Here is a 4,408-nt window from a genome sequence, read left to right on the forward strand (position 1 = left end):
GTTGTAAGTGTATTTGCCCTTTTTGGAATACTTCAATACTATGCAGTTTTTGACATCACTCAATATTCTAATGTTTTATTTGAATCTTTTTATTCTAAAAATTATGTCTGCGCGCTACCCTTACTTATTTTAATTGTGTTTTACTATATTAATTTTAAATTTTTTAAATCTAATCTATATTTAGATGCAGGTTTATCCATCCAACACAATACGGCCTCTTCAGAAAATCTTTCCTTTTTAGATCAATTTGGTAAATTAGGTACATTTTTAAAAAATGATATTCGATTGTTAAAAAGAAATAAAAGAGCAAAAACGACTTTATTAATGAGTTTCTTGTTCTTATTTTATGGATTGTTATTCTTTACTAATTCAATAGAGGCTTACAACGCTCCTGTTTGGAAAATTTTTGCAGGTATATTTGTTTCGGGTGGTTTTTTACTAAATTTTGGTCAATTTGTACCCAGTTGGGACAGTTCTTATTATCCTTTAATGATGACACAAAACATCACCTATAAAGATTATTTGTCATCAAAATGGTGGCTAATGGTTATGGCAACCACTTTATCCACATTATTATCTAGCTTCTATTTAATTTTTGGAATAGATTCTTTTTTAGCCATTCTTTCAGGAGCAATATTTAATATCGGTGTGAATTCTCATTTAGTATTATTAGGTGGCGCTTATATTAAAACACCTATCGATTTAACTTCTAATAAGAATGCTTTTGGAGATAAAAAAGCCTTCAATGTCAAAACTTTATTAATTTCTTTACCCAAATTATTATTACCTATGCTGGTTTATGCCATTGGACATTATACGCTTGGTTGGCAATATGGCTACTTATTTGTTGCCTTATTAGGCATTTTAGGGCTAGCTTTCAAAAATAAAGTTTTTGAAATTATAGAATCCGTTTATAAAAAAGAAAAATACATTACAATTGAAGCTTACAAACAAAAAAACTAATCTTTTCATTACACAAATTATTAATTTAGAAATTATTACATCATGATACAAGTATCTAATTTATCCAAAACATATAATGGAACCAAAGTTTTACATATTGACAACTTAGAAATACCTAAAGGACAAAGTTTTGGTTTAGTAGGCAATAATGGAGCAGGTAAAACTACATTTTTTAGTCTTTTACTAGATCTTATTCAACCTTCAACTGGAAAAATTACTTCTAATAATATTCAAATTAACACCGATGAATCTTGGAAATCTTTTACTAATTCATTTTTAGATGAAAGTTTTTTAATCGGTTACCTAACACCAGAAGAATATTTTTATTTCATAGGAGAATTAAGAGGTTGGAACAAAGCCGATGTTGATGCTTTTATTAAGAACTATGAAGATTTTTTTAATGGTGAAATTTTAAATAAGAAAAAATATTTAAGGGATTTATCTAAAGGAAATGCAAAAAAAGCTGGAATAGTTGGCGCTTTAATAGGTAATCCCGAAATTGTAATTTTAGATGAACCTTTTGCTAATTTGGATCCAACAACACAAATTAGGTTAAAAAAAATCATCAAATCATTAGCGGAAGATAAAAACATAACGGTTTTAGTTTCCAGTCACGATTTACAGCACACAGTAGAGGTATCCGATAGAATTGTAGTTTTAGAAAAAGGGAATATTGTAAAAGATTTAATTCCTACTACCGAAACTTTAAAAGAATTAGAAGATTTCTTTGCCATTTAAAAAGAAAAGTCCGATTTAAAAATCGGACTTTTTTTATGAAAATAACGCTTTTAATTCTGTTGCTTCATTAGGCTTCATTTTTCCTGCTAAAACTAAGCTCAACTGTTTTCTTCTAAGTGCTGCATCATATCTTTCTTTTTCTAGAGGCGTTTGGGGTTCAATTGGAGGAACTTGGATAGGTCTTCCTGTTTCATCAACAGCTACAAATGTGTAAATTGCTTCGTTTGCTTTATTTTTAATTCCTGATTCTCTATCTTCAATCCATACATCAATAAAAATTTCCATAGAAGTATTAAATGTCCTAGAAACTTTAGATTCAACCGTTACAACACTTCCCAAAGGGATTGCTCTATTAAACGCAACATGGTTTACTGAAGCAGTAACACATATTCTTCTCGAATGTCTTCTTGCGGTGATACTCGCAGCTCTATCCATACGAGCTAAAAGTTCTCCCCCAAATAAGTTATTTAGAGGGTTGGTTTCCCCAGGTAATACTAAATCTGTTAAAGTAGTTAATGAATCGGAAGGGTATTTTGCTTGCATTGTTTTTTTTTGCAAAGATAATAAGCTTCCAAGATTCATTACATAAAAAAATCCCAAAATGGGATTTTTTTAATTTATTAAGAGCCAAGAATCAATATTTTCTTCTCTGTAAAGTTTACTTTTTAGCAATTCTGCTTCTTCTGCTGTTTCAAAACTACCATAAGCAACTGGAATGAGACCATGGTTGTTTTTGGCTAACACTTGGGCTTGATATCCTTGCTCTTCTAAAAGTTTCTTAGCTTTTTCAGCATTTATTTCACTTCTAAACGCACCTGCAATTAAATGGTACGGTTTTACAACTTCGGCTAGAGTCACTTCAGAATCTAATATTGTAGGTGTTTCTATAAAGAAAGTAGCTCGTTGAATTCGATTTTGTACTTCTTCCTGAACTTCTTTTTTAACTTTTAAAGTATCGTTTGCTACTTGTTGATCATGCATAACTTTATAAGCAAACAAACCAGTTCCTAGAAAAACGGTAATTGCCGCAGCATATTTTAAATAAGAATAATTTTTCTTTTTCTCAGGAAGTAAAACAATTGGTTCTTTTTTTATAAAAACTTCAGCTTGTTTTACCCATTTTTCTCTCCTAATTTCAGGAACAACAAATTGGTTTAAACCAAAAGAAGACACAAGATAATTTGTTTCATTAGAAGGTTGAAAAATCCAATTACATTCTGCATTAACATAGATTACACCTATGTTTTCTAAAGTAATTTTATCTTTTTTCTCTAAAACAATTAACCATTCTTTTACTACGGTATCTATTTTTAATACTGCACTTTCATAAGTACTGTTTTCAGACATAGCAATATGATTTGCTAATAAACCGTCATTGTTTCTAATATTATTATTAAAAGAAATTACTTTTCGTGGTGGTAAAAACGAACAAGCGCTACCATTAATTTGCGCGGATTGAATCTCAGCAATGAAAGCACCAAACCCTGGTACAGTAACACACTGATAACGGTATAATAATTCTGATATATATTTATCTAGTAACATAAATGCAAAGTTACTTAAACAATATATTTTTCAAAATTTTATTAACAATTTTTATTAACAATCCTTTTGTTGAGACTATTCTATTACAAGTTTAAACCCAATTCTTGGAATATTTTCTATTCTCACGTGGGTTTCTTCCTTAAAAATCTTTCTCAACCTTGAAATAAATACATCTAAGCTCCTTCCAGAAAAATAATCATCATTCCCCCACAAAGAATTTAATATTTTTTCACGTTTTAAAACGGTATTGGTATTATCTAAAAACAATTTAAGGAGTGAAGCTTCTCTTTCTGTTAAAGTAATTTGTTTTTTATCATTTTGTAAGGAATAATTTTCAAAATCAAAATCAAAACTACCTAAAACATATTTAGTATGCACTTTTTCTATATTTTTTTGACTTCTATTTAAAAAAATCTCTATTTTTAAGATTAATTCCTCAATAGAATAGGGTTTTACCAAGTAATCGTCAGCTCCAAGTTTTAGCCCTTTTATCCTATCTTCTTTCATTGTTTTGGCAGAAAGGAAAATGATTGGAATTTCAGCATTTCTTTTTCTTATTTCGGTAGCAATTTCAAATCCATCTCTATCTGGAAGCATAATATCCAAAACACATAAATCAAAATTTTCAGTACAAAATACCTCAAAAGCTTTAGCTCCATTATTACAATGTACAACTTCAAAATGTTGTTCCAAATTATCTGATGTTAAAAAAGCTAACGTTTCGTCATCTTCTACATATAGAATTCTTTTTTTATTCATAAATATCTGATTTTGGAATTTGAATTGTTATTTTTAATCCTGGATTATTGTTCTCAGCTTTTATTTTCCATTCATGCATTTGTACGATTTTTTTAACATAAGCCAAACCTATGCCAAATCCTTCTATCTCTTTACTATCCTTTCTTTCAACTCTATAAAACTTATCAAATATAAAAGGTAAATCTTTTTTAGGCACCCCCATGCCATTATCTAAAACTGAAATTGCCATTCCCATTTCATTAGAAACAGCAGAAATTATAACTGATGGATTTTCATCACTATATTTCACAGCATTTTCAATGATATTGTAAAAAATATTATAAAAATGAAATTCATCTGTATAAATTAATAAATCATTAGGAAAGCTATACTCAAAATAAATAGGTTTAGGATACTTTAAAAT

Annotated in this window: 6 protein-coding genes; 2 read left to right on the forward strand and 4 right to left on the reverse strand. The window is 28.9% G+C overall.

The window, feature by feature from the left end:
- Positions 1 to 963 (forward strand): DUF5687 family protein (locus tag HALO113_RS16810; RefSeq protein WP_159780296.1); only part of this gene is annotated, 963 nt, incomplete at its 5' end.
- Between the two features lie 42 nt (positions 964 to 1,005).
- Complete coding sequence (locus tag HALO113_RS16815) at positions 1,006 to 1,701, forward strand: ABC transporter ATP-binding protein (protein WP_159780297.1); 696 nt, start codon at positions 1,006 to 1,008, stop codon at positions 1,699 to 1,701.
- A gap of 33 nt (positions 1,702 to 1,734) precedes the next feature.
- On the opposite strand, the gene HALO113_RS16820 is transcribed toward HALO113_RS16815, so the two are convergent.
- The 4 genes from HALO113_RS16820 to HALO113_RS16835 all read right to left on the reverse strand — a co-directional run.
- Positions 1,735 to 2,244 (reverse strand): acyl-CoA thioesterase, encoded by a 510-nt coding sequence (locus HALO113_RS16820; RefSeq protein ID WP_159780298.1) that lies wholly within the window; start codon positions 2,242 to 2,244, stop codon positions 1,735 to 1,737.
- Positions 2,245 to 2,313: 69 nt separating this feature from the next.
- Positions 2,314 to 3,246 carry an SPOR domain-containing protein gene (locus HALO113_RS16825; protein WP_159780299.1) on the reverse strand — a complete coding sequence of 311 codons (933 nt, stop codon included), beginning with the start codon at positions 3,244 to 3,246 and terminating at the stop codon, positions 2,314 to 2,316.
- 75 nt (positions 3,247 to 3,321) lie between these two features.
- Positions 3,322 to 4,005 carry a response regulator transcription factor gene (locus tag HALO113_RS16830; RefSeq protein WP_159780300.1) on the reverse strand — a complete coding sequence of 228 codons (684 nt, stop codon included), beginning with the start codon at positions 4,003 to 4,005 and terminating at the stop codon, positions 3,322 to 3,324.
- On the reverse strand, positions 3,998 to 4,408 hold a 411-nt coding region (locus HALO113_RS16835), incomplete at its 5' end, for a sensor histidine kinase KdpD (RefSeq protein ID WP_159780301.1). The genes HALO113_RS16830 and HALO113_RS16835, both read right to left, overlap by 8 nt.

It is taken from the genome of Flavobacterium sp. 9AF (genome assembly GCF_902506265.1).
In the GTDB taxonomy this organism is placed as follows: Bacteria; Bacteroidota; Bacteroidia; order Flavobacteriales; family Flavobacteriaceae; genus Flavobacterium.

Excerpts from the sequence above, each read along its gene's own strand:
- HALO113_RS16815 (WP_159780297.1), top strand. The coding sequence starts at position 1,006 with ATGATACAAGTATCTAATTTATCCAAAACATATAATGGAACCAAAGTT.
- HALO113_RS16820 (WP_159780298.1), bottom strand. The coding sequence starts at position 2,244 with ATGCAAGCAAAATACCCTTCCGATTCATTAACTACTTTAACAGATTTA.
- HALO113_RS16825 (WP_159780299.1), bottom strand. The coding sequence starts at position 3,246 with ATGTTACTAGATAAATATATATCAGAATTATTATACCGTTATCAGTGT.
- HALO113_RS16830 (WP_159780300.1), bottom strand. The coding sequence starts at position 4,005 with ATGAATAAAAAAAGAATTCTATATGTAGAAGATGACGAAACGTTAGCT.